We start from the raw sequence: 25,398 nt of genomic DNA, 5'->3' as shown, positions 1-25,398 counted from the left end.
TTCGCGTCGGGCGGTTCAGATCAGGCGCGCGCTGAGCGAATCCGGCAGGTACCGGAGCGCCCACGAGATCGGCGTCCACGGCCACCCGGGGACGGCGGCGCGCGGAGCCTCGGACTCGATCGCCTTCACCATGGAGGCCACTCCGGAGTCCAGGTCGGTCATCATCGACGTCTTCACGCCCCGGTTGATGTCGGTCTCGATATAACCCGGGAGCAGAACGGTGACCTTGATCGGCGAGCCGGCCAGCTCGGCCTGGAGTCCCTGCCCCAGGGTCGCCAGCGCCGCTTTGGACGCCGAGTACGCGGCTTGGGCCTTCGGCAGCCCACGCACAGCGCTCATCGAACTGACCAGCACGAGGTGCCCGCTGTTCTGGGCTCGGAAGATCGTCATCGCCGCTTCGATCTGCGCTAGCGCGCCCACGACGTTCGTCTGCATGGTCTCGATATTGGCGGCCGCGTTGCCGGTGCCGATCGGGGCACCTTTGCCGAGACCGGCGTTGACGATCACCCGGTCGATGCCGCCGAGCTCTTCGCCGAGTCCGTCGAAAGCCTTTGCGACCGCGTCGGTGTCGGTGACGTCGAGGCGGGCGACGGCGACTCGGCCGGCGCCTGCCCGCAGTTCGGTCGCGAGCGCTTCGAGGCGGTCCAGTCGCCGGGCCGCCAGGCCCAGACCGTGGCCCCGGGCCGCGAACTCACGGGCCATGCCCGCTCCGAGGCCCGAGCTCGCGCCGGTGATGACGATGTTCTCGCGTGTCATACCGACGAACGTACCGTGTGTCGGCCACGCGGGCCGATGCTCTATTGTGACCCTCACTACGCCGATACGTCACTCAATCAGCCGACTTAGGTTGTACAACTGTCCATAGAACACGTTCAGCACCACCAGTAACAGGATGTCACGATGCGATCACGTCTCACCCGAAGCCTGACGACCGTAGCTCTGAGCGCGGCGCTGGCCGCCGGAGCACTCACCGTCGGATCGACGTCGACCGTCGCGCATGCACGCGCCTGCAGCAACAGCGGCACCGGCGTGAACATCCCGCTGATCAATCGCCTGCCCCTCCCCCGCGGCGGGTCGCCGGTCGGACCGCAGGAGGCGCTCCCCAAGTTCGACAACGGCACCACCAAGACCGTGCGGTGGGTCACCGGTCCGCGCAGCCCGAACAAGACATTCAGCCGGTTCGGCATCTCCGGTACCGACGTCGGCGTCGCCTGGGACAACGGTCGCGGACAGACGCTCCTCGCGTTCGGCGACACTTTCGGTAACTGCCTGCATCAGGGGCAGCAGTGGCGGAGCAACGTGCTGCTGCGCTCCAACGACGGCAACCTGTCGAACGGACTGAAGCTGAACCGCAACGGTTTCGCGGGTGAGATGTTCAACGCCGTCGGCTTCAGCGGCATCGAGAAGACGAAGATCCCGACTGCGGGCATCTCGATCAACGGCAAGCAGTACATCAACTACATGTCGGTCCGCGCTTGGGGGCCGCCCAGCCGCTGGTTCACCAACTACTCGGCGATCGCCGTCTCGTCCAACAACGGCCGCAGCTGGTCCACCCCGCAGAGCGGTATCCGCGCCAACGTCGGACTCGATGTGCCGCTGCCCGCGGGCTGGCCGTCGATCCATCACACGAATCCCCAGTTCCAGCAGGGCGCCTACGTGAAGGGCCAGGGTGCGGACGCCGGCTGGATCTACCAGTACGGCACGCCGCAGGGCCGATTCGGGTCCGCCTACGTGGCGCGCTTCCGGCCGCAGGACATCCTCAACCAGGACCGCTACCAGTACTGGACGGGAACCCGTTGGGGTGGCCCCGCAGCGCGTCCGGCACCGGTCGCGCGTGGCCCGGTCACCGAGCTCTCGGTCTCCTGGAGCCCGTTCCTGAACAAGTACGTCATGCTCGACAGCCCGAACGGCGTCAAGATGCGCACTGCGAATCACCCACAGGGTCCGTGGACCCGGGGCCGGACGATCGCACCGGCCGGCCTCGAGCTCTACGCGCCGATGATGCTCCCCGAGTCTCCCGCTCTGCGCGGCACCGGCCCGGAGCTGTACTTCAACGCGAGCCGGTGGGACGACTACAACGTCGCGCTCCTGCGTACTACGTTGCGCCGCTGACCACCGCGGTCGCGACCGCTACTTGAGCAGTCGAGACATCCGGCGGTCGGCGAGGATCCGGCCCCCGGTCTGACACGTCGGGCAGTACTGGAACGACCGGTCGCTGTACGACACCTCGCGCACGGTGTCCCCGCACACCGGGCACGGCAGTCCGGTCCGCGCATGCACCTGCAGCCCGGTGCGCTTCTCCGACTTCATCGTCGCCACCTCACGGGTCTCGAGCCGGGCGACGGCGTCGAGAAGCACCGAGCGACTGACCCGGTAGAGCTCGTCGACCTGTTCCTGAGTGAGCCCCTTGGCGGTCGCGAACGGCGACAGCTTCGCGGTGTGGAGGATCTCGTCAGAGTAGGCGTTCCCGATTCCGGCGATGACGCGTTGATCGGTGAGCAAGGTCTTGAGACGGGATCCCTTGCCCGCCAGAATCGCCGCGAACTCGTCGCGGGAGAGCGCCAGCACGTCCGGACCGAGTGAGGCGATCCGCTCCACTTCGGCGGGGTCGCGGACGATCCACGCCGCGAGTCGTTTCTGCGTGCCTGCCTCGGTGACATCGAACCCCTCACCGGGCAGTCCGCAGTGCACGCGCAGGGCGATGGGGCCTTTGCCGCCCGGCCGCGGCGGGGTCTGCGAGAGCGCGGAACTCCATCGCACCCATCCCGCTTTGGACAGGTGGATCACCAGATCGATCTCGGGTTCGTCTGCGGAGGTGTCGGGGCCGGGTGCAGTCCGGATCACCAGATACTTGCCGATGCGGTCGACGACGCTCACCGTGCGGCCCGGCAGTGCCGTGTAGGGCGGATCGGCCGTCTTCAGCACCGACAGCGACGCCACGTCGACCCGGCGGATCGGCAGTCCCGCCATCACCGAGTCGAGGTACACCGCGATGGCGGTGACTTCGGGTAGTTCCGGCATGACACCAGTCTGTACCGATGCAGCGCGCCAGGCCAGGGTGTCCGCCGAATGATGTGCTTCAGTGGGTAGATGCCCCCGCACCTCTCTGATGCCGACCTCGCCGCGTATCTCGCCGAGGGCGCGGGTGAGATCCTCGTCGGCATCCGGCACCGGGACCTGCTGACCGGCCGTCTGGTGGGCGACGTGGGCGATGCGTTGGCCCAGGCCTGGATCTCCACCGTTCTGCGCGCACACCGTCCGGGCGACGCGATTCTGTCGGAGGAGGCTGCGGACGTCGGCGACCGGTCGAGCGCCGACCGCGTCTGGATCATCGATCCCCTCGACGGGACGAGCGAGTTCGCGATGGGCACCGCCGACTGGGCGGTGCACGTGGCGTTGACCCTCGACGGTGCACCCGAGGTCGCGGCGGTGTCGCTGCCCGCGCACGGCGAGGTGTTCCGGCGCGACGACGGGAACATCGTGGACGGAGAGCTGACCGGGCGTCTCGCGGTGTCCCGGTACGGGCACTCCTATCATTCGGCGGCCGTCGCCGACCGTCTCGGGATGAGCGCGGTCCGCATCGGCTCCGCGGGAGCCAAGGCGATGGCGGTGGTGCGCGGAGACGCCGACGCATACGTCCATTCCGGCGGCCAGTACGAGTGGGACAACTGCGCGCCCGTCGGCGTCGCTCTCGGCGCCGGCCTGCACTGCAGTCGCCTCGACGGGCGCCCCATCGTCTACAACAATCCGCAGCCCTACATGCCCGACTTCGTCATCTGCCGCAGCGAGATCGCCGACGATGTCCTGGATGCGCTGAGCACGCCGTGGTGAGACGCTCCGACCCTCGATGGATGAGGCGGAGACCGCCCATCGCTGATCGAGCGAGCGGAGCGTGTCGACATCCCACCTGGTTTCGACACGCGGCCTCGGCTAACGCCTCGGACACGGCTCAACCACCGAGATAGACAGCACCTCGCCACCCTCCCTCGATGGTCGAGCGAGCGGAGCGAGTCGAAACCACCTGCCTACCGCCTCACCCCTCGATGGTTGAGCGAGCGGAGCGAGTCGAAACCACCTGCCTACCGCGCACGCTGAAGCAGGTAGATGTCCATGATCCAGCCGAGCCGTTCGCGCGCCTGCGAGCGTGCGGACGCGATCTCCTCGGCGACGTCGCCGACTCGACCGCTCATCAGGATCTCGTGCTCCGTACCGAGGTAGGCGCCCCAGTAGACGGTGTCATCGGGATGGGCGGTCTCGCGGAACGCGAGAGCCGAATCGAGCATGACGATCTGGTTGAGGTCGGCCCCATCCGGAGTGGTGGCCAGGCGTCGTCCCGTCGTGGTGAGCACCGGTTCGCCGACCCCGTGCGCGACGATCCCGTGTGCCGCGGTCAACGAGGACGCACTCGTGACTCCGGGAATCACCTCGACGTGCAGGCCGGACCGACGCTCGGCGAGCCGATCGGTGATGCGGAGAGTCGAATCGTAGAGCGCCGGGTCGCCCCACACGAGGAAGGCGGCAGTGCCGCCGTCGGGCAGGAACTCGTCGATCGCGGCGTCCAGCGCATCCACTCGTGCGGTGTGCCAACGACGCACCTCTGCCTCGTAGTCGGCCGGGTCCCGGTCGCGCGGCGGGTCGGGAACGGCGACCACCTGGTGGCCGGGCCGCGCATGCGCGTCGAGCATCTGCTGCCGGACGGCCGTGAGTTCCGAGGTTCGCGATCCCTTGTCCAGGAACAGGAAGACGTCGGTGCCCGCGATCGCATCGACGGCTTCGAGGGTGATCTGTCGCGCCCCGCCGGGACCGATCCCGATGACGCGGAGCCGCACCGGCCGCGCCGTCAGGGCCGGACCTTCTTCAGTCCATGCACGCGCGCAGTCAGGTCGAGAACGATCTGCCGCGGTGCGATCCGCCTGAGCGCGAAGACGATCGGTGCGCGATTTCCGCGTGCGTACAGGGGCTTGGGATTGTCGGCGAGCGCAGCCTGCACGATGGTCTCCGCCATCTTGTGGGCGGAGATGCCGCGCTCTTCATTGCGACTGGTCGCTGCTGCCACTGTTTCGTACTCGTCACGATAGGCGGAGTCGTCCGCGATGTGGATCGTGCGACGTCCGCCGATGCCCGTCGCGATGGTGCCGGGCTCCACGGTGGCCACCCGAACGCCGTACGGCGCCACCTCTCGGCGCAGTGCCATCGCGTACCCCTTGAGGGCGGATTTGGTGGCCGCGTAGTTGGTGCGGAAGGCCACGGGGAAGCTCGACAGCATCGACCCGACCATGATGATCGTCCCGCCGCGTCGTCGGCGCATTCCCGGGAGGACCGCCTTGGTGAGTGCGATCGGACCGAACACGTTCACCCGGAACAGGTGCTCGGCTGCCGCCATCGGGGTGTCCTCGAAGACCCCCGCCGCGCTCTCGCCCGCATTGTTGATGAGCACGTCGACGTCGCCGACCTCCTCGGCGCACGCCTCCGCCGAGCGGTAGTCGGCATTGTCGAGCGCGACGTAGACGACGCCCGGAATCGGGCTCGACACCGTATCCGGATTTCGGCTGGTCCCGTACACCCGATGCCCTGCGGCCACCATCTGCCGCGCCACCTCTGCACCGATACCGCTGCTCGCGCCGGTCACCAGAACGGTGAGCACGCGTGTTTCAGAACTCATGAGACCACCGTAGCCAAACCGCCGCCCTGACGAACTGCGGCACCGACGACTGCGGCCCGGACACCGTGGTCGGTGTCCGGGCCGCAAAGTCGATCGCAGGGTTCGGCGGCCTACCGGCCTGCCGGAGTGAATCCAGCGGCCGATGCCACCGACTCGCTCGCGAACCAGACTGCGGGCTTCACCGCGTCGTACCCCTGCTGGCCCGGCACATAGAACTTGCCCGCCTCGGAGTCACCCTTGATCGGGTAACCCTCCGGTGCTGTCAAGGGATCCTGTAGTGGCAGATGACCGCCGATCGGGACCGGCACGCCCTGGCCGCCACGATCGAACTGTCCGACTCCGTCGCCAGAATGCTTACCTGCCGACGTATCGGCAACCGGCTGCTGAGCCCCCGGCTGCTGGGCACCCGACTGCTGGGGCGCGCCGTCCGTGGGCTGCGCCCCCGGCTGGCCCTGCTGGTCCTGGCCCTGATTGTCCTGGCCCTGCCGACCCATGGCGGCCGCACCTGCCCCTGCTGCCGCACCGCCGGCGAGTCCCGCAGCACCGGCTGCGAATCCGGCGCCCTGATTCCCGGCACCCTGATTCCCGGGGCCCTGGTTCCCGGATTCGCCCGCAGCGGCGCGAGTCTCGTCGGGCGCGCCGTTGCCTGCGCGATCTCCCGTCTGACCGCCCGGCTGATCACCGTGTCCGGTAACCTTGTCCTTCAGTCCGCCGGCGGCTGCGCCGGCCCCTCCGGCCGCGCCTGACGCGGTATCGGCAGCACCCTGGCCGCCCTTCTTCGCGGCGGCGACGCCTGCCGCACCCGCTGCAGTCGCTCCGCCGGCGACGCCCGCTGCGGTCTTCTTCGGGTCGAATCCGGAGCCGCCCTTGCCGTTCTGATCGTTCTTACCGGAGTCGGCCTTCTTGCCCTTCTTGCCCTTGAGGAGCGCCCAGATGCCGAGCAGGACCGGGATCAGCAGCAGGAGGAGCAGCCACCACCACGGCGAGATCCCGTCGTCGCTGGATGCTTCCGCACCCGCGCGCGGTGCATCGGTCGCATTCGCCGCACTGTTCTGCGCGGCGTCGAGCCCGGGAATGTTCACCCCGGGCAGTCCGGCGTTCTCCCAATCGGCAGGCACCTTCACACCATCGAGGTCCTTGGCGAGGCTCGCTGGTCGCGAGGTCCACTCACCGGAGTTGACGTCGTAGTCGAGGGTGCCGCCCTCGAACTCCTGCGAGACGGCACCGCCGTCGGCCTTGATCTCGCCCTTCGGCGCACCGAGATCGGCTCCCAGCTTGTCCGAAGCGAGACTGAACGGCCCGCGAACCAGCCACGCGTCGTTCTTCGGCGTCCACAGAATCTTCGGATCGCCGGCACCGGTGAACTCGGCCGCGCGACCCTTGGTCTTCAGCTTGACGTCTGCCTCGTCCGACTTCGGCACGCCGACGTCGCCCTTGGTGCCATCGAGGTCGTCGTACTTCTCGTTGATCGCGCCGTAGAGAACGTGCGCGCCGCTCTCCTTCGACCAGTAGATCGTGCCCCCGCGGAACTTCTGTTCGAACCCGTCCTGGTTGGCAGTGATCGATCCGCGCTTCTTGCCGAGTCCGGAGTCGTTGAATCCGCGATCGGCGTCGCCATCCTGGATGTTGTCGGAAAGCTTCTCAATCGCCTTGCTTGCATCCGCTTTGGTGTCCGCCTGGGCATGCGGGGCGAGCAACAAGGTCGCACCCATTCCCACTGCGAGACCAAGCGTGAGTCCGCGCAATCGCTTCTTCACAGGTCCCCTCCTGATGTGCCACGTCGTACCGGTCGGTACGACTCCCGACTGAGCGTAAGCCGTTTGAACGACATTCCGCATCAGAAGAGCAGGGGACGTCGGCGACGTTTTATCCGTATGTCCGAAAACGGTCCCGCTGACCACGGGATGTCCGAGATTCGCGTTATCGAATCGGTATGCGCTGAATGAGAGCCGAACCGCTGAACATGGTCCCGGTCGGCACGTTTCAGAACTGACTGGCGGCGCCGTGAGTCGCCTGCTCCTGTGTGAAACCGTCGTAGACGAGTTGATCAACGAGTCCCTGTTGCGAGAACGAACTAATAGACATGTACTCGCCGCCCTTCTTGGCTGCCTGGTCGTACCAGTCGGGCGCGATGGAATCGACGGCATACACCGCATCCGACTCCTCGAATCCCTCGTAGACCAACTGGCTGATCAGACCACTGCGCGAGAAGGCACTGATTGCGAGGTACTCCTGCGCTTTCCCGACTGCATTGCTCCGGGCTACCGGAAGATCCTCTTCGGTATTCGTGGTTGTCGCCGATTCGGCAGTTACCGTGGCCGATTCCTCAGCGGTGGTCACCGGATCTTCAGTCTCGGCGACGGCTTCCTCGGCGGTCGGAGCGGACTGGCTTGCGGTCACGGTGACCGTCTTCGTGGCAACCGGTTGCTTCGCCAGGTCCACCGCTGTCGTGGCCGCGCCTTTCATCTCTTTGTCAGTTGAACTGCACCCGGCCACCCCGATGCTGAGGGCCGCTGTGAGCACGACGACGACGATGGTCTTACGCATTGGGACGGGTCCTTGACTGGTGGGCGTGGGCGGTAGACATTTCAGAGGAGCTGACGAAGCACGCGATCGTGCAACACGTGTACTCCACGGTGAATGATCCGCGCCTCGAGGGAGTTCCACGAGAGAGCGGACCGGAAATCACCCGAACAGATGAGAGGATCACGACGGTTCACATCCCCCGTTCGCCCCTGCGAGAAATACGCTCCGCTGATGTCGGGAGGCTGCTGCGGAAATCGGCCAGAATTCACCGTTCCGAGGGAACACTTCCCTCGAAGGCCCGTATTTCGGCCGCTCGCAACACCGACGGCGCATCGCTCGCCGATCATCGTGTGTTCAAAATGTGCCCACGGGACGCGAACGGCCAGAGCGGATAACGCTCTGACCTGGTGCTCCCGGCAGGATTCGAACCTGCGACACCCGCTTTAGGAGAGCGGTGCTCTATCCCCTGAGCTACGAGAGCGGGACGGCCGACACGGGGATGGCCCAACCGTCGCCGAGGATTCTACGGCAGAGGCAGGCATGCTGACCGGCGGCCCCGCATCGAAATCGTCGTACGGCCGCGCCCGGTTTCGACACACAACTTCGGCTGGCGCCTCAGATGCGGCTCAACCATCGAGAGAGACCTCGACGGTTGAGCGAGCGCAGCGAGTCGAAACCCACCGAACAGTCGCAGGCTCAACCGCCGAGATGTGAACGGAGGTCTCCTTTACGGCCGACGGGGACGATCAGCGGACCGCCGGAGACCGGATCGGTCATCACCTGCGACCGGAGCCCGAACGCCTCCTCCAGCAGCTCGCTGGAGATCACGTCGGACGGCGTCCCTTCACGAAGGATCGCACCGTCGCGCATCACGACCAACCAGTCGCTGTAGCGGATGGCGAGGTTCAGATCGTGCAGCACCATCACGACTGTCTTGCCGTGATGGTGGCAGAGGTCGTCGACGAGGTCGAGGACGTCCACCGAATGTGCCAGGTCGAGGTAGGTGGTCGGCTCGTCGAGCATCACCACATCGGTCTGCTGGGCCAGAGTCAGCGCGATCCACACACGCTGACGCTGGCCACCGGAGAGAGTGTCGATGGTCCGGTCTGCGAGCTCGGTGCAGCTCGTCTGCTCGAGGGCTCGCGAGACGGCTGCCTCGTCCTCCGGCGACCACTGCCGGTACCACGACTGATGCGGATGACGTCCGCGCGAAACCAGGTCGGCGACGGTCAATCCCTCTGGCGCGACCGGACTCTGCGGCAGCAGTCCGAGTATCCGCGCCACGTCCTTGGTACGCAGCGTGGCGATGTCACGGCCGTCGAGGAGCACCTGCCCCGAGGTCGGTTTGAGCAGCCGCACCAACGACCGGAGAAGAGTCGACTTCCCGCACCCGTTCGGACCGACGATGGTCGTCACCCGGCCGTCCGGGACGGTGATATCGAGGCCGTCGATGATGGTGCGATCCCCGTACCCGACCTGCAGGCCGGCCCCCGTCAAGCGGGACGTCGATCGCTCGGTGGACGCTGTGCTCATACCGACGCCTTTCGGTTGATTCGAATCATCAGATAGATCAGTGCGGGACCGCCGATGCCCGCGGTGACCACGCCGACGGGCACCCCCGGTGGCAGCACCGCGCGACAGATGATGTCACCGGCGATCACGAGGCAGGCACCTGTGAGACCGGATGTGATCGGACCGGGCATCTCCGATCGAGTCAGCCGCATCGCCACCTGGGGCGCGAGCAGTGCGACGAACGCGATCGGCCCCGCCGACGAGACGGCCACTGCGGCCACCACCACCGCGACGACGAGCATGACGCCGGACACGGCGTTCGACCGAACTCCCAGTCCGCGTCCGATGTCCTCCCCCAGGCTCAGAACGGCGAGGTTGCGCGACTGGACCGCGACGAAGGCGATCGCCGGAAGCAACACGATCAACGGCGGCCACACGTCGTTCCACCCGGCGCCGGAGACCGATCCCACGATCCAACGCTGGGCTTGCTGAGCTTGATGGACCTGCGCCCGCGTCAGCAGATAGGCAACCACGGCCTGCAGCCCCCAGGTCAGGGCGACACCGACGAGGACCAATCGGATCGGGTCGATGCCCTTGCGCCAGGTGAGGGCGTACATGGCTCCAGCCGTCAGCAGGCCGCCGACCAGCGCCGCCGCGGCAAGACCCAGGTCGGCGAGCCACGTCGCCCAACTCGATCCGAAGGCGATGACCGCGACCGCCGCCGCGCTGGCCCCCGAGGTGATGCCGAGCATGTCCGGGGTAGCCAGCGGATTGCGCGCGATCACCTGCGTCAGGGACCCGGACATACCGAGGGAGAACCCGACGAGAAGACCCACCAATCCGATCGGCAGTTGCGAGTCGAAGACGACGACGTTCTCGGCGCGTGTACCGCCCCCGAGTAGAATTCGCGCGACATCGACCAGGTTCATGGGCAGCTCGCTGACGCCGATGCTCGTGGCGAACAGGAGCAGCGCCGCGGTGGCGAGGACGACACCGGCACCAGTCGCCCACGGCCGGATCACGAACGTGCCGCCGCCGATCCGCACCACTGTGCGGCGCCGGTACACAGGCTGCGATGCATGGCCGTCGGCGATCGCCTGCACGGGGATCTGGTCGCTCGTCTCGCTGCGGGTCATACGGCTACCAGCTTCCTGGTCCGCACCAGCGCGATGAAGAACGGGGCACCCACCGCGGCGAGAACGATGCCGGCCTGTACCTCTCCGGGCCGGGCGACCACCCGTCCCAGCACATCGCACAGCACCAGGGCCACCGCACCGAGCAGCGCCGAATACGGAACGATCCAGCGGTAATCCGGGCCGGTGAAGAAGCGTGCCACGTGCGGCGCGACCAGGCCGAGGAAGACGATGGGACCGCAGGCTGCGGTCGCCGCCCCGATCAGCAACGTGATGGCGATGATTCCCACGATCCGCACCTGCAGGATGCGTGATCCCAACGCCATGGTCATCTCGTCGCCGAGTGACAGGATGTTGAGGAAGAATCCGCTGGCCACCGCCAGGATCACCCCCGGGATTATGAACGGCAGAGTGGCGACGATGACATCCCAACCGCGTCCCGCCGTCGACCCCACCTGCCAGAACCGCCACGCGTCGAGCGACGCCGTATCGATGAGGACGATCGCCGACGTGAAGGCGGTCAGGACCGCAGTCAGCCCGGTGCCTGCCAGAACGAGTGTCAGCGGGTTCGCCCCCTTCCCGACCGATGCCAGGAAGAACACCACACTCGCGGCGATCATCGCGCCGAGAAGGCCGAATCCCATGTACTGGATCGGAGTGGTGATGCCGAGGACATAGACCCCGACGACGACGGCGCAGGCAGCACCGGCATTGACACCGAGGATTCCAGGATCGGCGAGCGGGTTGCGCGTGTGTCCCTGAGTGAGGGCTCCGGCGGCACCTATCGCCAGCCCGACGAGCAGTCCCAGAACCGTTCGCGGAATCCGGAGCTCATGGACGATGCCGACCGCGTCGGGACGCGCCGCGCCCCCATCACCCCACAGCACGTCCCAGACCTCGCCGAACGGGATCGACTGCGATCCGAGGGCGATCGACGCCACGCTCGCCGCCGCGAGTAGCAGCAGCAGGAGCGCGGCGCCGACCAACCGTCGAGACATCTTGCCCACGATGAACAGACCCGCCTACGCGACTACTTCTTCGCCGCGGCCGCCAGAGCGGGCTTCATCTTCTCGAACGTGTACGGGATGGAACTGGGCGACGGCTCGTTGAGTCCGGTGATCTCCGTCTGCGACATCGTCGCGACCGCACCGTTCTTGACTGATTCGAGGTTCCGGTAGCCGGGCAGGCCTTCGAGCCGCTTCTGCAGCTTCGGCGTCTGGCTCGCGATCACCAGTACCTCCGAGTCGAGCAGTCGCACGTTCTCCGTGCTCACCTGGAAACGCGGCTGTCCGGTCTTCTTCGCTCGCTGGACGTGCGACGGAGCCATCTTCAGTCCGAGCGAGCTGAACAGTCTCGCGGCACCGTCGGTTTCGTCCCCGAGAACCATGATCTGGTCCGCTCCGTACAGGTAGGCGAATGTGTAGGTCTTGCCGTTCAGCCCGGGGTGCTCGTCGCCGATCGCGTCGATCTTCCCGGAGACGCCCGAGATGATCTCCTGCGCCTTGTCGTTCTGATCGAGGATCGTGCCCATCAGCTTCACCATGTCCTGCCACGGATCGACCTGCTGGCCGCTGATCTTGTCGATGGTCGGCGCGAGCTTCGACAGTTTGTCGAAATCGTCTGACATGGAGGCGAATCCGGGAGCGAGGATGAGGTCCGGGTCGAGTTTCGCCACCGAACCCACGACGTCGTTGTCGGGATCGACCGCCGTGGAGTCCTTCAGCTTGTCACCGAACCACGGAGCGGTCTTGCCGGTCTGCTTCTCCTGCATATCGGTGTAACCGACCGGCGTGACCCCGAACGACAATGCGACGTCGGTCCACTGACCACCGAGCGTGACGATCCTCTCCGGTGCACTCGGCACCGTCACCTGACGACCGTCCGGCAGGTTGACCTGCACGGGAGCCGAGTTCGACTCCTCCTCGGGCGCCGAACACGCTCCGACGACGAGCGCGGTCATCGCGATCAGAGCGAGCACGAGGCCCGATTTCAGCCTGGTCCCTGGTTTGCGCCTGGTCACAGTTGCTTCTCCTCTTCCGCCCTCCGTGGAGGGCCCTTTCATGAAATCAGACGGTGCACTTGGTCATCGCGTACGACGCGATGACGCAGACGCTTTTATCGGACAGTTTCCACTTGTCGTCCGTCCAGACCCAGGTGAGCTGACGTGTACGGGATCCGTTGCCGATGAGCGACATCTGGAGAGTCGCCGTCAAGCTCTTGCCGCTGTGCTGCACCGGCCCGATCATCTTGTAGCTGAAACCCGCGCCGCTGACGCGGAGCATCTCTGCCACCTCGTCGATGCTCCCGAGAGCGCGCGCTCCGCTTTCGAGTTCATCTGCGCGCGCCGCGCGCGATGCCTTCGTGTTCATGATCGTCTTGACCTTGGTGTTGAGCTGCCCCGGCGTCAGCGACTTCGGACTCGCCGCCGCGGACTGCTTCGGTGCCTGAACCGCGCGCTGTTGCGCGCCCCTCTCCTGCCCGTCGGACTGCGGAGCGTCGCCGCCTGTCCCGGAGCCCCCATCGCTCTCCGGAACCTCCTCCTCGGCAACGGGTTCCGGCTCAGCCGCCACATCCGGTTCTCCGCTTGCCGAAGCAGTCGACGCGCCTGCCGCGGCCGCACCGTTACCCAACCCCGCATGTTCGGCGCCGAGGTTCACCACTGTCGGCGTCGCCGACGCCGCAGTGGTGCCGCCCAGCTTGTCGGACGTCGCCATACCGACCACTCCGATCGTCACGATCAGCGCGGAGACGACCGCCGCGATACCTGCCGAGGCGAGGATCGTCGGCACGTTCACCGTGGAGGAGTTGTCCTGAGGTTCCGCTTGACGCTGCTCACGCGAGGAGATCGGCTCCGGCTCGTACCCGCCGTACTGCTCGTCGGCGTACGACTGCTCGCTCCCGTACGAATCTCCCTGCGACATGGCACGCGCTCCTTCATTCACGGACCCTCGCGGCCCGGCACTTGCTAGACAATATAGGCCAGCCTTACCTGATCTAAAATCGGGCATTCGCCGACTTCGGCAGCACGGTCAGCTCCACTCACCCGACTCGACGAGCCTTCGCGTCTCCAGACGTCGCAACTTGCCCGAGGTGGTCCGGGGCACGGAACCTGGTCCGACGAACACCACGCCAGCAGGAACGATCCCGCATTCGGAGGCGACCTCCGACGTCACCGCCGCACGAGCCCCCTCCTGATCGGCACCGCGGTACTCGACCACGACGACGAGTCCTGGACGCGCCGATCCCTCACCCCGGGCCACCGCGACCACCCCGCCGCGTTTGACGCCTGCGACGCGAGCAGCCGCGCGTTCCACCTCGACCGGGAACAGATTGCGGCCGGCGACGATGACGATCTCCTTCGCGCGGCCGCAGATGACCAGACGTCCATCGACGAGGTATCCGAGATCCCCCGTCGGGAACCAGTCGTCTGCGGCGTGATCGTCGTGCCCGAGATAGCCCGTCATCATCGAGGTGCCGCGGATCTCGATCTGGCCGACGTCCCGGTTCTCGACGACCGGAACGTCGACGGACGGCTCGACGACACGAACCTCCATGCCGTCCAACGGTTTCCCGAGCAGCGCATAGCGTCGCCGGAGGGGCGCGGCACCGGCTTCGGTCGGGGTCACCACGACCTCGTCGTACTGCGCTCCCTCGCCCACTGCGGGCATGGTGACCGCGCACGTCGACTCGGCCATGCCGTAGGCAGGCGCAGCCGCAGCAGGATCGAAGCCGAAACGAGCCGTCACTGCCAGGAACTTGTCGAAGGCGTCGGGATCGATCGGTTCGCCACCGCTGATCGACACACGCACGTTCGTGAGGTCCACATCCTTGATGAGCCGGCCGTAGCGGCCCAGAATGTCGTACGCGAAGTTGGGAGCGGCCGTGATGGTCGCCTGGAAGTCCGAGAGCCACCCGAGCCAGGTGAACGGCGACGCCCCGAACGCCGAGTTGGGCGCGATGCAGAGACGGATCCCCGAGCACATCCCGGCAAGCAGGAAGGTCAGGCCCATGTCGTGGTACAGCGGCAGCCAGCTCACGCCGATATCGCGCGCCATGTCCAGTTGGAGCCGATCGATCACCGCAGTCGTGTTCGTGCGCACCGCAGTCGAGGACAGCACCGCGGTCTTCGGATCGCCGGTGGACCCCGCCGTACCCTGCAGGATCGCCGGGGCGTCGGGGGCCGCCTGGATCGGCACGAAGCCCGAGGTGTCGGCGCCGACCCCGTAGTGCGACAACGGCTCGACGCGCAGCACCCCGTCGATGGTGGACAGCAGGTCGAGCTCCCGGCCGCCACCCAGGACGGTCCGGACACCGATGCCCGCGAAGCGCGCATGAGTGTTCTCGGCCCACCGCGCCTCTGACGCACCCCGGACCGGACCGGGAAGTATCGAGACGGCGGCACCCGCCAACCAGGCACCCTGGACCGACGCGATCAGGTCCACCGTGGGATCGCCGATCAGCCCGACGGCGCGCGGCTCACCCCGGTGGTCGTCCCGGAGCTGCGTCGCGATCTCAACGGCGCGCTCGTGGACCGCGCGCCAGGACCTGACGTCCCACTCTCCGGTCTCCGCGTCCAGAACCGATAGCGTCTCACCGCTTTCGAGCATGACCTCGCTGATCGAATCCGCGAGCCCGCTCGCGGTACCGGTTGCGGCGAGCACACCGTTCTGTTGCATCTCGAGTCCCTACTCTCTCGGCGGAGGTGGCGTCGCCGTTCCGCTCGCAGCCAGATCTGATCCGCCCTGAATGCCCGATGAACACCTGGCAATGAAGGTGAGGTTAACCTAAACTACTATGGAGCCCCACATCCGGACCATCAGATTAGTTTAGGGCAGCCTAGACTAAGTTTTTTCCGCGAGTTCCGCTACTGTCGCCGCATGGGAAAAGGAATCAGCGGACTGATACTCAAGGCAATGGGCGGCAGCGACTACGTTCTGACCGTCACGTCCACCGAGCAGGTCACGGATAAATACGTCCGACTGGGATTCAGCGGTGGCGGACTCCTCACGGACCACCCGATCCACCCGACTCAGTGGGTACGCCTGTGGGCACCCGACGGCGATTCGGTCCAGCAGCGCGGCTACACCTTGTGCGACCCCGACTCCGACAACGACACCTTCGACATCGAGTTCGCCATCCACGACGGCCCCGCCGCTCGGTGGGCACTCACCGCGGGACCCGGTGACGAGATCGCAGCCACCGTCATGGGATCGAAGTTCAGCCTCCCCGAGCCCACACCGAGCGAGTACCTCATCTTCGGAGACCCGGCCGCACTGCCCGCAGTCAACTCGCTGCTGGACGCGATCGACGGCACACCCGCCCGGGTGTGGCTCGAGTGGCAGTACGAATCGGACAAGACCCTGCCGGTCCGCGCCACCGAGGCGACCACGGTCACGTGGGTCGAACGCATCGACGACGGGCGGGAGCTCCAGGAATCCGCCGAGCAGATCACCTGCGACACCGACGCTTTCGCGTGGATCGCCTGCGATGCGAACACCACGCGGTCGATCACCAAGACGTTCCGTGGCCGACACTCACTGCCGAAGACATCCATCAAGGCGCAGGCCTACTGGCGGTGACCTCACCGGCCTCTTTGTCCCCGTGAGCGTCGACGGTATAGGGTCTAACTTCTGTTAGCCTAACCTAATGCAATCGAGCGAAATGGGAACGATGAGTCCAACTCCCCCGTCGGGTCTGCGCCTGCAGTCCGCGCAGGTCGACGCCGACCGCGACGCCGCCACCGTGCACAGCTGGCTGACTCATCCCAAGTCCAGATACTGGGACATGCTCGATAGCGACCTCGGACAAGTGCACGACTTTCTCGCCGAGAACATCCGGGACGCAGGCGAATCCGGCCACGGACTCCGGATCGGCTACCAGGACGAGCGCCCCGAGTTCATGTTCGAGTTGTACGAGCCGCTCACCAGCGAGCTGGCCGAACCCGGCACCGGATACCAGCACGCGGACGGCGACGTCGGGATGCACCTGCTCGTCGCACACTCGGATCACGAGGTCACGGGCTTCACCGGGGACGTGATGCTCTACATCATGCGCACGGCGTTCTTCGAGTTCGGCGCATCACGTGTGGTCGTCGAACCGGACGTCCGCAATGAAGCGGTCCAGCGTCTCAACTCGGCAGTCGGCTTCCGGGTCGCCGGCGACTACCCCGTCGCAGGCAAGACAGCTCGGCTGAGCTACTGCACCCGCGAAGACTTCGTCCGGGCCACCGACACCGGCCGGAAGCCGGCAGTCCATGACGACCGGCACTGAGATGACGTCGGTGGACGACCGCAGCGGAGTTCACCGACCTTCGTTCCGCGACGTGTACGACCGCCGAATCGCGAAGAAGATCCTCGCCGAGTTCTGCCACGAACGGGTCATCCGGCCGATCGAGACGGCTTCCGGTGAGTACCTGGTCCGCTCCGACGACCGACGGACTGAGTACACCTTCGCCGCCGAGCTTCTCTCGCTGGAGAACTGGGCCGTCGACGAGTCATCGATGCGTCGCATGCGAGACGGCGAGGAGATACCGGTCCGATCCGTCGATCTCATCATCGACCTGCACCGCACCCTCGGAATCTCCGCCGATACCCTGCCCGAGTACATCGAGGAGTTCGTCAACACCCTCTCCATCAGCGCCGACCGCCCCGACGCTCGGCGCATCGTGGTCGCCGATCTCGCAGCGGCAGACTTCCAGACCGTCGAAGCGACGATGACCGAGGGGCATCCCTGCATCGTCGCCAATGCCGGCCGCCTCGGCTTCAGCTCGGACGACATCGCGGCGTACGCGCCCGAGTCGGGAAGCCGGCTTCGTCTGATCTGGCTCGCAGCGCGGCGCGAGGACTGCGACTTCGCTGCGATGAGCGACGTCTCCTACGACGAATTGCTGCGCGATGAACTGGGGTCGGACACCCTCGAGAGATTCGCCGGTGTGCTCACCGATCAGGAACTCGACCCGGCGGACTACTGCTATCTCCCCGTCCACCCCTGGCAGTGGGCCGAGAAGGTGTCCCGGGTCTACGCTCCCGACATCGCCGAGGCGCGGTTGGTGCTACTCGGCGAGGCCCCCGATCTCTATCAGCCGCAGCAGTCCGTCCGGACCCTGTTCAACGTCTCCAGACCGGCACGGCATTACGTGAAGACCGCGCTGTCTATCGTCAACATGGGCTTCACGCGCGGAATGTCCGCCGACTACATGCGCACCACGCCGGCGATCAACGACTGGGTCCGCGAGCAGGTGACAGGTGACGAGTACCTGCGTTCGCTCGGCTTCGAGATGCTGTTCGAGGTCGCCGCGATCGGTTATCGGCACCCCGGCTTCAACTCGATCACCGAGCCCGGATCGGAGTACCGGAAGCTGTTGTCCGCGTTGTGGCGTCAGAGCCCGGAGCCCCGTATCACCGAGCACGAGCAACTCGTCACCATGGCGTCGCTCCTGCACGTCGATCACCACGGCGACCCGCTGATCGGATCGTTCATCGAACGCTCCGGACTGACCGCCGACGAATGGGTTCGCCGCTACCTGCGGTCGTACGTCCACCCGATCGCATACCTCCTCTACCGGTACGAACTGAAGTTCTCCCCGCATGGCGAGAACCTGATCCTCGTACTGGACTCCGGGGTACCCGCACGGGCCATCCTCAAGGACATCGGCGAAGAGGTCTGCATCTTCAGCGATCCCGCCGACCTTCCGGAATCGTGCAGGCGCGCGCTCACCGAGGAGCCCGACGCCATCCGGAATCTGGGCGTCCTCTCGGACGTGTTCGACGACTTCCTCCGTCCCCTCGCCGCGATCCTGCACACCGGCCGCCTGATCGTCGACTCCGATTTCTGGCAGATCGTCGCCGACAGCCTGCACGAATTCGTCGCCGACCACCCAGATCTGGAGTCTCGCTTCACGCGCTGGGACCTGTTCGCACCGGACTTTCCGGCCGTGCACATGAACGGTCTGCAGCTCGGCAACAACCGGCGGATGGTCAACGCAGGCGACTCGTACTTCACCATCCTCGATGCCGAGCACCGGCTCGCCAATCCGATCGCTGATCCGATCGCCGACGCCGGAGCGCCCCCCTCATGACCGCGCGCGTCACGCCTGCGCCTACCGCACACGAACCCGCACCTTCCTCGAATCCCAGACGGGAGCTCAACGTGTCTCACGACCACCTGACTCACACGCGCACGGAGCCGCGCTTCGCGACACCTGGACGCGGCTGGTCCGACATCGGATCAGGCCTGGCACGGGTGGCCGCCGCCGTCGAAGGCAGTCACCACGGTTCACCGCTCCCGTACGGCGCACCCCGCGAGATGCTCGCGGAGGTCACCGGTTCGCTGGGTCCGGAACAACTGCCCGAGAACGGGATCGGAGAGGACCAGGCCCTGCACCGAGTGGGCGCCCTGATCGCCGCCTACGGGCTCGATCTCACGCACCGACTGACTGCGGCTCACCTGCAGCCGCCGCCGCTGACCGTGTCGGTCATCGCGGACGCCATGGCGAGCGCCACCAACGCATCGCTCGACACCTACGATTCCGGTCCGGCGACGCTCGCGATCGAGAAATGGACCATCGCGGCACTCGCCAGACTGGCCGGACTTCCCCCCTGCGCGGGAGGCGTCTTCGGTCCCGGCGGATCGTTCTCCAACCTGCTGGCCCTGCTGATCGCCCGGGATCACGCCGCCGCGAAGCGAGGCATCGACACCCGGCATCACGGTGTGGCCGACCTGGACCGTCCGGTGGTGTTCTGCTCACGCGTGGCGCACTTCTCGATCAACCGGGCGTGCGCCACCCTCGGCCTCGGCGAGGGCGCCGTCGTGCCCATCGAGGTGGACGAGCATCACCGGATGGTCCCCGCCGCTCTGGAATGCGCCCTCGCCACCACTGCGGGTACGCCTCTCGCCATCGTCGCCACTGCGGGCACCACCGACTTCGGCACCATCGATCCACTCCATGCGATCGCCGATATCGCCGAGCGCCACCAGGTCTGGCTGCACGCCGACGCGGCGTACGGCTTCGGATCGCTGTTCTCGGACACCCTGCGCGGTCTCGTCGACGGCCTCGAGCGCGCCGACTCGATCACTCTCGACCTGCACAAGGTCGGCTGGCAGCCGGCGGCGGCCAGCGTCCTGCTGCTCCGCGACGAGAATCTGTTCTCCTCCCTCGATCGCAACGTCGCCTACCTCAACCCGGAGGACGACGAGGAAGCCGGCTTCGGTGGGCTGCTCGGCCACACCCTGCAGACCACGCGACGTCCGGACGTTCTCAAGGTCCTCACCACGTTCCTCGCGTACGGGCGCTCCGGTCTGGGCGACATCCTCGACACCTGTCACGAACTCGCTCGGCACGCGGAGCGGCGGATCGTCGCCGAGCCACAGCTCGAACTGGTCGCCCCGGTGACCCTGACGACCGTGGTGTTCCGGTACCGCTGCCAGGCCCTCGACGGGGTCAACTCCGAGCTGCGCCGTCGTCTGATCAGTTCGGGCACGGCATTGATCGGACGCACGCGGGTGCGCATCGGCGGCGACGACGACGCGTCGACGTGCCTCAAGCTGACACTGCTGAATCCGGCAGCCAACGGGTCCGACATCGACGAACTGTTCGACGAGCTTCTGCGCCTCGCCCTGGAAGTGGAGTCCGAGCAGGCCGAGTACGGCGTGACAGACAAGGTCGACATCCATGAGTGATCCCGTATCCGTCGATGTCCTGGCGATCGGCTGCGGACCGTTCAACCTGGGTCTCGCGGCCATGGCCTCGACCGTCGACGACCTGGACGTCCTTGTCGTCGACTCGGTACCCGAGTTCCGCTGGCATCCCGGCTTGCTGTTCGAGGAGGCGACCCTGCAGGTCAGCTTCTTGAGCGACCTGGTGTCACTCGTCGACCCGACCCATCCGATGTCGTTCCTGGCCTACCTCGCGGACGTCGATCGCCTGTACCCGTTCCTCGTGCGGGAGCAGTTCTTTCCGACCCGGCGCGAGTACGAGGCCTACCTGCTGTGGGTCGTCGGCCGGCTGACGTCCCTGCGCTTCGGCACGACCGTCGACGAGGTGTATTGGAATGACGACGCCGAGCGCTTCGAGGTGATCGCCACCGCGAACGGAGTCGCCACCACCATCCATGCCGACCACGTGGTGATCGGAGTCGGCACCGAACCGACCGTCCCCGCCGCGATGGAGTCGGATTCGCCTGCCGTCGTGCACAGTTCGACCTATCTGCATCACCAGGAAGCCGCGCACGCGGCGGACGCGGTGACGGTCATCGGCTCGGGTCAGTCAGGTGCGGAGATCGTCGTCGACCTGCTCGAGGCGAACCTGCGTGGAGGTCCGGCGGTGCGCTGGTGGACCCGCACGCCGTGGTTCGCTCCCCTGGACTTCACCAAGCTGTCCCTGGAGATGACGACTCCGGCGTACATGGACTACTTCCACGGTCTGCCCGAGGGCACTCGCGACCGTGTCCGTGCCGGGCACTGGCAGTTTCACAAGGGGATCTCGAGCGACACTCTCGAGCGCCTGCACGACCTGCTCTACCGCAGGCAGCTGCTCGACGGTCTGGCTCCGGTCGGTCTGCGCACCGGCGTCCGCGTGGACGCACTCGAGACCGAGCCCGCCGGCCGGATCCGGGTGCGCGGCCGTCACCTGGACACCGAGACGGCGATCGCGCACAGCGCGGACCTGGTGATCGCCGCGACCGGGTACCGGGAGCGGCAGCAACCGTTCCTCGGCCCGATCGACGACCGACTCCGGCGGGACTCGCAGGGACGTCTGGTGGTCGAGGCCAATCACTCGGTGGCATCCGACCCGCAGTTGACCGACCGGCTCTTCGTGGCGAACGCGGAGACCCACGCCCACGGGGTGTCGGCTCCCAACCTCGACATCGGCGCAGTCCGCAACGCTCGCATCCTCAACGCGGTAACCGGCCGCGAGGCCTACCGACTGCCGCGCAACACCGCGTTCACGAGTTTCGGTGTCACCGACGAGGAGATCGACGCGTAGTGCCCGGCACATCATCATCTGCACCCGCACATTTTCGTTAGTAGGAGTGACGTGATTTCGAGAGACCAGATCCGCGAGGACGTCGCAGCGCTGCTGGACATCCCTTCCGAGAGCATCGGCGACGCCGACGACCTCGTCCGCCACGGCATGCACTCACTGCTTGTCATCAAGCTGACCAGCGCCTGGCGCAAGCGGGGATACGCGGTCCGCAGTTCGCAGCTGGCCCAGGACCCGACCGTCGAGGCGTGGGCCCGCCTGCTCGGCGAGGACTCCGACGCCCCTGAAACGCAGGCACCCCCGGCACGGGAGCCGGCCCCCGTGCCGGAGCCCGATGTCGACGCGAGCACGGACCAGGTGACTGACGACCAGGTGACCGACGACTCGTCGTTCGGTCTCGCCACGATGCAGCACGCGTACTGGGTCGGCCGCCAGGACGGTCAGGCCCTCGGCGGTGTCGCCGCGCACCTGTTCGCCGAGTTCGACGGCCGCGGTGTGGACGCGGACCGGCTCGAGCGAGCGGTCGACCGCGTCGTCACACGGCACGAGATGCTGCGCGCGGCCTTCGACGACGCCGGGACCCAGCGCATCCTTCCGCGTCCGCCGCGCTCGGTGTTCAGCATGGTGGATCTGCGGAACGCCGCCGGGGATGTGGAATCGGAGCTGGAACGGACCCGGGACCGCATGAGTCACCAGGTGCTGGATACCGCCGCGGGCCTCGTGATCGAGGTCGTTCTCACGCTGCTTCCCGATGGGGCACACCGGATCCACCTGGACGTCGACATGCTCGCCGCCGACGCCATGAGCTATCGACGAGTACTGGACGATCTGGCGATCGCCTACGAGACCGACGCGCCGCTGCCGCGAATCGATTGCACCTTCCGCGAGTACCTCGCGGGCAAGGACGACCACGTGACCGAGGCCGAGTACGAGGTGGCCCGTCACTGGTGGGAGCAGAAGGTGCCCGCCCTGCCCGACACTCCCTCACTACCCACGGTCCCCGAGGAGCGTCGCCGCGAACCCGACCGCAGCGTCCGGTACCACCATCGGCTCGCTGCGCCGGAGAGGGAACGGCTCTACTCCGCCGCGTACTCGCACGGACTCACCCCCGCGGTCACGCTCGCCGCCGTGTTCTCGGAGGTCGTCGCACGCTGGTCGACGCATCAGCGCTTCCTCCTCAATGTCCCGCTGTTCAACCGCGAACCGGTCCACGAGGACATCGATCAGGTGGTCGGTGACTTCACGAACTCGGTGCTCATCGATGCCGATGCGACTCGGGTCGAGTCGATGATCGACCGGGCGCGCCGACTGCAGCGGGAACTGCACGACTCGGCGGGCCACGCGGCGTACGAGGGCCTCGACGTCCTGCGCGACCTCAGCAGGCAGCGCGGTTCGACGGTCACCCCGTCGCTGGTGTTCACCTCGGGTCTCGGGTTCGGAGAGCTAGTGTCCGATCGTGCTCGACTCCTGTTCGGCGAGCCCGTCTGGATCCTGTCGCAGGGTCCGCAGGTCGACCTCGACGCACAGGTCGTGGAACTCGACGGCGGCCTCCTGGTGAACTGGGACGTGCGCCGGGATGCACTGCCCGACGGCATGATCGAGACGATGTTCGCCGAATTCCGTTCGATCCTCGACGGGTTGGTATCCGAGGACGCCGACTGGAGCGAAGCACTCGAGATCGGCCTGCCCGCCGCACAACGAGAGGTGCGCGACCGCGCCGCCGCCGCGCCGTCCACGATCGTGCCGCGCACGCTGCACGGCGCGTTCTTCGACCGCGCGGCACGCTCTCCCGAGCGCACCGCGCTGGTGACTGCGGACGGCCGCGAGCTGACCTATGCGGCCGTCGCCGCGCAGGCGCGCTCGGTGGCCGGGGCGCTGCAGACCGCGGGCATCGCTCCGGGCGACACGGTCGCGATCATCCTGCCCAAGGGTCACCGCCAGGTGATCGCGGTCCTGGGCGCACTCGCGGCCGGCGCTGTGTACCTGCCGGTCGGCTCCGAGCAGCCGAGCGCGCGTCGGGACCGGATCCTCACGCGCGGACAGGTCGGCGCGGTGATCTCGCAGGAGACGTCCGAGCTTCCGGCCCTGGCGACTCCCGTGGTGTTCGACGACGCCGTGACCGCGTCGCCGATCGATCGTCCCATCGTCGGCGACCCCGATGACCTGGCCTACGTCCTGTTCACCTCGGGGTCGACCGGTGAACCGAAGGGCGTCCAGGTCAGCCATCGCGCCGCGGCCAATACCGTCGACGCGATCACCGACGAGTTCGGTCTGGGCTCCGACGACCGGACGCTCGGCCTATCGGCGTTGGAGTTCGACCTCTCGGTCTTCGACATCTTCAGTCCGCTCTCGCTGGGCGGTGCGCTCGTCTGCATCGACGGAGAGCACACCCGCGACGCGCAGGCCTGGGCCGACCGGATCACGGCGCACCGCGTGTCCGTGGTGAACGCGGCTCCCGGACTCATCGGCATGCTCCTCGACAGCGCCGGCGCCTCACAGCTCCGCACACTGCGCACCGTGATCACCGGTGGCGACCGGGTAGCCGCCGATCTCGGCAGGCGTGCCCGGGCCGCCGTGCCCGGTCTGCGGTTCGCCGGTCTCGGCGGTACCACCGAGACCGCGATCCATTCCACCGTCTACGAGGTCACCGACGATTTCCCGGCCGACTGGACGGCCGTTCCGTACGGCAGGCCGATGGCGGGCGTGCACTGCCGCGTGGTCAACGACCGACTGGAGGACACCCCCGACTGGGTGACCGGCGAACTGTGGATCGGCGGGGCCGGTGTGGCCGACGGCTACCGCGATGACCCGGAGCGCACCGCCGACCGGTTCGTGATCGCGAACGATGTGCGCTGGTACCGAACCGGCGATCTGGCACGCTACCTGCCGGACGGGACGATCGACTTCCTCGGACGAGCCGACCACCAGGTGAAGATCCGTGGGTATCGCGTGGAGCTCGGCGAGGTCGAGGCGGCGGCCAGGGCGCTTCCCGGGATCGGAGAGGCCGTCGCCGCTGTGTTCGCCGGCCGACTCGGACTCGCCGTGACGGCAGCATCGGACGGGGCGGCATCCGATTCGCCATCGGTGACGACCGGCCTCCGCGACCGACTGCCGGAGTACATGGTCCCCGAGGTGGTCCGCCTCGTTGACGAGGTTCCGCTCACCGCCAACGGGAAGGTGGATCGGGCGTCGATTCACGAGACGCTGGAACGGGCGCTGACCGGAGCACCCCAGGGCGAGTACGTCGCGCCGGAGAGCGTCGTCGAAGCCGCGGTCGCCTACATCGCCGAACAGGTGCTGGAGGTGGACCGGCTCGGTGTCACCACAGACTTCTTCGATGCTGGTGCCAACTCGATCCTGGCCACCACGTTCGTCGCCAATGTCCGCGGTCTGCTGGCCGTCGAGCGAATCGGGATCACCGACGTCTTCGCGGGGAGGACGGTCCGCGGCTTCGCCTCGGTGCTCGCCGAACGCGAGCAGGTGCCCGGCAGGCTCACGCAGGTCGCCGAGATCCTTCTCGACGTGGCCGGTGTCTCCGCACCGGAACTCGCAACGACCGCCCCGAGAGGGAGGGACTGAATCAC

20 protein-coding genes and 1 tRNA gene are annotated in these 25,398 nt (G+C 67.0%); 8 read left to right on the top strand and 13 right to left on the bottom strand.

The window, feature by feature from the left end; genetic code table 11:
- Positions 1–15: 15 nt before the first annotated feature.
- Positions 16–756 carry an SDR family oxidoreductase gene (locus tag FO044_RS02930; protein WP_132993171.1) on the bottom strand — a complete coding sequence of 247 codons (741 nt, stop codon included), beginning with the start codon at positions 754–756 and terminating at the stop codon, positions 16–18.
- Positions 757–900: 144 nt separating this feature from the next.
- Here FO044_RS02930 and FO044_RS02925 point away from each other — a divergent pair, with 144 nt between their 5' ends.
- Positions 901–2,112, top strand: a complete 1,212-nt coding sequence (locus tag FO044_RS02925) for a glycoside hydrolase family 183 protein (protein ID WP_132993170.1) — start codon at positions 901–903, stop codon at positions 2,110–2,112.
- An 18-nt stretch (positions 2,113–2,130) separates the two neighbouring features.
- On the opposite strand, the gene FO044_RS02920 is transcribed toward FO044_RS02925, so the two are convergent.
- Complete coding sequence (locus FO044_RS02920) at positions 2,131–3,021, bottom strand: Fpg/Nei family DNA glycosylase (protein WP_132993169.1); 891 nt, start codon at positions 3,019–3,021, stop codon at positions 2,131–2,133.
- A gap of 69 nt (positions 3,022–3,090) precedes the next feature.
- Here FO044_RS02920 and FO044_RS02915 point away from each other — a divergent pair, with 69 nt between their 5' ends.
- On the top strand, positions 3,091–3,831 hold the full coding sequence (locus tag FO044_RS02915; RefSeq protein WP_132993168.1) for a 3'(2'),5'-bisphosphate nucleotidase CysQ: 741 nt from the start codon (positions 3,091–3,093) through the stop codon (positions 3,829–3,831).
- A 248-nt stretch (positions 3,832–4,079) separates the two neighbouring features.
- On the opposite strand, the gene cobF is transcribed toward FO044_RS02915, so the two are convergent.
- From cobF to mbtM, 11 genes are all read right to left on the bottom strand, one after another.
- Positions 4,080–4,829 (bottom strand): precorrin-6A synthase (deacetylating), encoded by a 750-nt coding sequence (cobF, locus tag FO044_RS02910; protein WP_132993167.1) that lies wholly within the window; start codon positions 4,827–4,829, stop codon positions 4,080–4,082.
- 11 nt (positions 4,830–4,840) lie between these two features.
- Positions 4,841–5,662, bottom strand: a complete 822-nt coding sequence (locus FO044_RS02905) for an SDR family oxidoreductase (RefSeq protein ID WP_132993166.1) — start codon at positions 5,660–5,662, stop codon at positions 4,841–4,843.
- Between the two features lie 110 nt (positions 5,663–5,772).
- Positions 5,773–7,419, bottom strand: coding sequence for a sunset domain-containing protein (locus FO044_RS14985; protein ID WP_165943081.1), 1,647 nt, complete (start codon positions 7,417–7,419; stop codon positions 5,773–5,775).
- A 226-nt stretch (positions 7,420–7,645) separates the two neighbouring features.
- Positions 7,646–8,209, bottom strand: coding sequence for an Ltp family lipoprotein (locus tag FO044_RS02895; RefSeq protein ID WP_132993165.1), 564 nt, complete (start codon positions 8,207–8,209; stop codon positions 7,646–7,648).
- 384 nt (positions 8,210–8,593) lie between these two features.
- Positions 8,594–8,669, bottom strand: a tRNA-Arg gene (locus FO044_RS02890).
- Between the two features lie 215 nt (positions 8,670–8,884).
- Positions 8,885–9,721, bottom strand: coding sequence for an ABC transporter ATP-binding protein (locus tag FO044_RS02885; protein ID WP_132993164.1), 837 nt, complete (start codon positions 9,719–9,721; stop codon positions 8,885–8,887).
- Positions 9,718–10,836: a FecCD family ABC transporter permease gene (locus FO044_RS02880; protein ID WP_132993163.1), complete on the bottom strand. Its 1,119-nt coding sequence runs from the start codon at positions 10,834–10,836 to the stop codon at positions 9,718–9,720. The genes FO044_RS02885 and FO044_RS02880 overlap by 4 nt, the downstream gene beginning before the upstream one ends.
- A complete protein-coding gene (locus tag FO044_RS02875) occupies positions 10,833–11,831 on the bottom strand; it encodes a FecCD family ABC transporter permease (RefSeq protein WP_143965302.1) in 999 nt (332 codons plus the stop codon). The genes FO044_RS02880 and FO044_RS02875 overlap by 4 nt, the downstream gene beginning before the upstream one ends.
- A gap of 32 nt (positions 11,832–11,863) precedes the next feature.
- On the bottom strand, positions 11,864–12,793 hold the full coding sequence (locus FO044_RS02870; protein WP_235831473.1) for an ABC transporter substrate-binding protein: 930 nt from the start codon (positions 12,791–12,793) through the stop codon (positions 11,864–11,866).
- Positions 12,794–12,899: 106 nt separating this feature from the next.
- On the bottom strand, positions 12,900–13,754 hold the full coding sequence (locus FO044_RS02865; RefSeq protein ID WP_132993160.1) for an MTB12 C-terminal domain-containing protein: 855 nt from the start codon (positions 13,752–13,754) through the stop codon (positions 12,900–12,902).
- Between the two features lie 108 nt (positions 13,755–13,862).
- Positions 13,863–15,509 (bottom strand): long-chain-fatty acid--ACP ligase MbtM, encoded by a 1,647-nt coding sequence (gene mbtM / locus FO044_RS02860; RefSeq protein WP_132993159.1) that lies wholly within the window; start codon positions 15,507–15,509, stop codon positions 13,863–13,865.
- Positions 15,510–15,710: 201 nt separating this feature from the next.
- Between mbtM and FO044_RS02855 the strand changes: the two genes are divergently transcribed.
- From FO044_RS02855 to FO044_RS02830, 6 genes are all read left to right on the top strand, one after another.
- On the top strand, positions 15,711–16,412 hold the full coding sequence (locus tag FO044_RS02855) for a siderophore-interacting protein (protein ID WP_132993158.1): 702 nt from the start codon (positions 15,711–15,713) through the stop codon (positions 16,410–16,412).
- 91 nt (positions 16,413–16,503) lie between these two features.
- Positions 16,504–17,103, top strand: coding sequence for a GNAT family N-acetyltransferase (locus FO044_RS02850; RefSeq protein WP_132993157.1), 600 nt, complete (start codon positions 16,504–16,506; stop codon positions 17,101–17,103).
- A complete protein-coding gene (locus tag FO044_RS02845; protein ID WP_132993156.1) occupies positions 17,087–18,910 on the top strand; it encodes an IucA/IucC family protein in 1,824 nt (607 codons plus the stop codon). Before FO044_RS02850 ends, FO044_RS02845 begins: the two co-directional genes overlap by 17 nt.
- A 71-nt stretch (positions 18,911–18,981) precedes the next feature.
- Entirely contained in the window at positions 18,982–20,511 is a 1,530-nt protein-coding gene (locus FO044_RS02840) for a pyridoxal phosphate-dependent decarboxylase family protein (RefSeq protein ID WP_235831420.1), read from the top strand.
- Positions 20,504–21,817, top strand: a complete 1,314-nt coding sequence (locus tag FO044_RS02835) for a lysine N(6)-hydroxylase/L-ornithine N(5)-oxygenase family protein (RefSeq protein WP_132993154.1) — start codon at positions 20,504–20,506, stop codon at positions 21,815–21,817. The genes FO044_RS02840 and FO044_RS02835 overlap by 8 nt, the downstream gene beginning before the upstream one ends.
- 51 nt (positions 21,818–21,868) lie before the next feature.
- Entirely contained in the window at positions 21,869–25,393 is a 3,525-nt protein-coding gene (locus FO044_RS02830) for a non-ribosomal peptide synthetase (RefSeq protein WP_132993153.1), read from the top strand.
- Positions 25,394–25,398 lie beyond the last annotated feature (5 nt).

The sequence above is a fragment of the Gordonia zhaorongruii genome (genome assembly GCF_007559005.1).
Classification (GTDB): Bacteria; Actinomycetota; Actinomycetes; order Mycobacteriales; family Mycobacteriaceae; genus Gordonia; species Gordonia zhaorongruii.
This window is presented reverse-complemented; position numbering and strand designations above follow the sequence as displayed.

What these genes read in the sequence shown, in the direction of transcription:
- FO044_RS02885 (WP_132993164.1), bottom strand. Translation starts at nt 9,721, where the DNA reads ATGAGCACAGCGTCCACCGAGCGATCGACGTCCCGCTTGACGGGGGCC.
- FO044_RS02865 (WP_132993160.1), bottom strand. Translation starts at nt 13,754, where the DNA reads ATGTCGCAGGGAGATTCGTACGGGAGCGAGCAGTCGTACGCCGACGAG.
- FO044_RS02870 (WP_235831473.1), bottom strand. Translation starts at nt 12,793, where the DNA reads ATGACCGCGCTCGTCGTCGGAGCGTGTTCGGCGCCCGAGGAGGAGTCG.
- FO044_RS02930 (WP_132993171.1), bottom strand. Translation starts at nt 756, where the DNA reads ATGACACGCGAGAACATCGTCATCACCGGCGCGAGCTCGGGCCTCGGA.
- FO044_RS02925 (WP_132993170.1), top strand. Translation starts at nt 901, where the DNA reads ATGCGATCACGTCTCACCCGAAGCCTGACGACCGTAGCTCTGAGCGCG.
- FO044_RS02845 (WP_132993156.1), top strand. Translation starts at nt 17,087, where the DNA reads ATGACGACCGGCACTGAGATGACGTCGGTGGACGACCGCAGCGGAGTT.
- FO044_RS02850 (WP_132993157.1), top strand. Translation starts at nt 16,504, where the DNA reads ATGAGTCCAACTCCCCCGTCGGGTCTGCGCCTGCAGTCCGCGCAGGTC.
- FO044_RS02855 (WP_132993158.1), top strand. Translation starts at nt 15,711, where the DNA reads ATGGGAAAAGGAATCAGCGGACTGATACTCAAGGCAATGGGCGGCAGC.
- FO044_RS02895 (WP_132993165.1), bottom strand. Translation starts at nt 8,209, where the DNA reads ATGCGTAAGACCATCGTCGTCGTCGTGCTCACAGCGGCCCTCAGCATC.
- FO044_RS02835 (WP_132993154.1), top strand. Translation starts at nt 20,504, where the DNA reads ATGAGTGATCCCGTATCCGTCGATGTCCTGGCGATCGGCTGCGGACCG.
- FO044_RS02915 (WP_132993168.1), top strand. Translation starts at nt 3,091, where the DNA reads ATGCCCCCGCACCTCTCTGATGCCGACCTCGCCGCGTATCTCGCCGAG.
- FO044_RS02905 (WP_132993166.1), bottom strand. Translation starts at nt 5,662, where the DNA reads ATGAGTTCTGAAACACGCGTGCTCACCGTTCTGGTGACCGGCGCGAGC.
- mbtM (WP_132993159.1), bottom strand. Translation starts at nt 15,509, where the DNA reads ATGCAACAGAACGGTGTGCTCGCCGCAACCGGTACCGCGAGCGGGCTC.
- FO044_RS02875 (WP_143965302.1), bottom strand. Translation starts at nt 11,831, where the DNA reads ATGTCTCGACGGTTGGTCGGCGCCGCGCTCCTGCTGCTGCTACTCGCG.
- FO044_RS02880 (WP_132993163.1), bottom strand. Translation starts at nt 10,836, where the DNA reads ATGACCCGCAGCGAGACGAGCGACCAGATCCCCGTGCAGGCGATCGCC.
- FO044_RS02920 (WP_132993169.1), bottom strand. Translation starts at nt 3,021, where the DNA reads ATGCCGGAACTACCCGAAGTCACCGCCATCGCGGTGTACCTCGACTCG.